General features: G+C 37.7%; 3 protein-coding genes. All 3 read right to left on the reverse strand.

Annotated features, from left to right (window positions below):
- Nucleotides 1–259, reverse strand: a 259-nt coding sequence (locus B9G53_RS23675) for a transposase (RefSeq protein ID WP_176453338.1), incomplete at its 3' end; no start/stop codon positions are given.
- A gap of 37 nt (nucleotides 260–296) precedes the next feature.
- The gene (locus B9G53_RS23680) at nucleotides 297–641 is read right to left on the reverse strand and encodes a hypothetical protein (RefSeq protein ID WP_094535902.1); all 345 of its coding nucleotides are present in this window, start codon (nucleotides 639–641) and stop codon (nucleotides 297–299) included.
- Nucleotides 628–936 (reverse strand): hypothetical protein, encoded by a 309-nt coding sequence (locus B9G53_RS23685; RefSeq protein WP_141211875.1) that lies wholly within the window; start codon nucleotides 934–936, stop codon nucleotides 628–630. Before B9G53_RS23685 ends, B9G53_RS23680 begins: the two co-directional genes overlap by 14 nt.
- Nucleotides 937–1105 lie beyond the last annotated feature (169 nt).

The following is a 1105-nucleotide window of genomic DNA, read 5'->3' on the forward strand; positions in this document are numbered from 1 at the left end:
AATTATCCATAAATACATAAGCACCTATCCAAAGCTTAGGGGCTAGTTTAGTCGCAATAAAAGCTTCAAAGGTAAGACTATCCTCAGCACCTAAGATGCTCATTTGGGTCAACAATCCATCAATCCCTATTGCTCCAATCACAGAAACATTTTTACCCCGTTTTATCGGTTTTGAGTCTCTTGCTCTTTCGCCTTTGGATGAACGAGCAAACAATCTAGTAAGCGCTAAATTTATTCCTGATTCATCAATAAAGATCATATTCTTAGCGAGAATTCCTCGCACTGATTGCCAGAAATCATATCGCTGCTGTTGGACTCTTGCACTCTCTTTTTCGGTTGGATGCAACGTTTTTTTTGAAGGTTATATTTAGCTTTTTGAGCTTTCTATCTACAGTGACTCGGCTAATCAGCACTCCAGTCTGCTCATGCAACATCTGACTTAACTCATTCTGTTCCTGCTTGGCGGAAATGTATTCTCGAATAAAAAGTACAGAGTTATCAATTAGTTCTACTTTGATATTGATGAAGAGTTCACCTGATGGACGAGATTCGCTATTTGATGTAATTGTTTTGGCTAAACCGTAATCTTCTAGCCGAGAAACTGCAATAACTAAGTCTTGAAAATAGCTAGATACTGACATTTTGACTGATATTTTGTAGGCTTAGGAGAATATGTAAGTCTTGAGTAATATTTTCTAAACAGCGATATTCGCCAAACCATTCAATATATTCTAAGTCTTTGCCTTCTAGATTCTCTGCTGTACAAGAGGTGATAAATTCACTAGAGGAGATTTGATGTTTCTGCTCGAATGTTTTTAATTTTTGTTCTATCTGTTTTTTACCTTGTTCCATTCGCAGGATTTCGGCACGGATTGTTTTTTGGAGAATTGCGATCGCGCGATCGGGGTATTCGGTGAGGATCTTTAACTCGTTCATGGTCAAGTTGCGATAAAGTTTTACTACTATTTTAGTCTTTTTACCCACATTCCGCTCGTAATGGAATGAGAAAAACAATTACGAAACAGGTGCAGGGAGCAAATAATAGCGTTGGCAGGTGGGAGAAAAAAACTTTAAAATATGAAGCCGAAGAGGAGACAAATTAACA

This window comes from Pseudanabaena sp. SR411, assembly GCF_002251945.1.
Taxonomy (GTDB): domain Bacteria; phylum Cyanobacteriota; class Cyanobacteriia; order Pseudanabaenales; family Pseudanabaenaceae; genus Pseudanabaena.